Annotated in this window: 1 pseudogene; it reads left to right on the top strand. The window is 62.0% G+C overall.

The features are described 5' to 3' along the window. Positions 1-10 precede the first annotated feature (10 nt). Positions 11-508, top strand: a pseudogene (locus tag B2W52_RS14870) (ExeM/NucH family extracellular endonuclease); the annotation flags it as partial.

Below are 508 nucleotides of genomic sequence, written 5' to 3'. Positions count from 1 at the left end.
GACCTCACCCATGGCAGGAGCTACCGTCACCGTCGAGGGCATCCTGACCCAGGATTCCCGGGCAAAGGGCGGCTTTGGTGGTTTTTACCTGCAGCAGGCCGACCATCAGACCGACGGGAATCCCGCCACTTCCGAAGCGCTGTTTATTTACACCGATCGTGAAATCGCCGATGTCGGCATGCGAGTGCGGGTAACCGGAAAGGTGAAGGAATACCACGGGCTGACCGAACTGGTGTCGGTTCGGAGCATCCGGGCGTGCGGGCGTGGGCCGCTTCCAGCGCCCATTGCCATCACCCTGCCCTGGACCGTCGATCCGGAACATCTGGAGAACATGAGAGTTACCTTTCGCCAGCCCCTGACGGTGGTGGACAACTACAACCTGGCTCGCTACGGCGAGCTTGGGCTGGCGGCCTCAGACCAGGTCCAGCCTACGGAATACCTGCCCCCCGGCAAAGAAGCACACCGGGCATTCACCCGGAACGGGGCAAACCGCGTTCTGCTTGATGAC

It is taken from the genome of Marinobacter sp. UBA2498, assembly GCF_002341575.1.
Classification (GTDB): domain Bacteria; phylum Pseudomonadota; class Gammaproteobacteria; order Pseudomonadales; family Oleiphilaceae; genus Marinobacter; species Marinobacter manganoxydans.
This window is presented reverse-complemented; position numbering and strand designations above follow the sequence as displayed.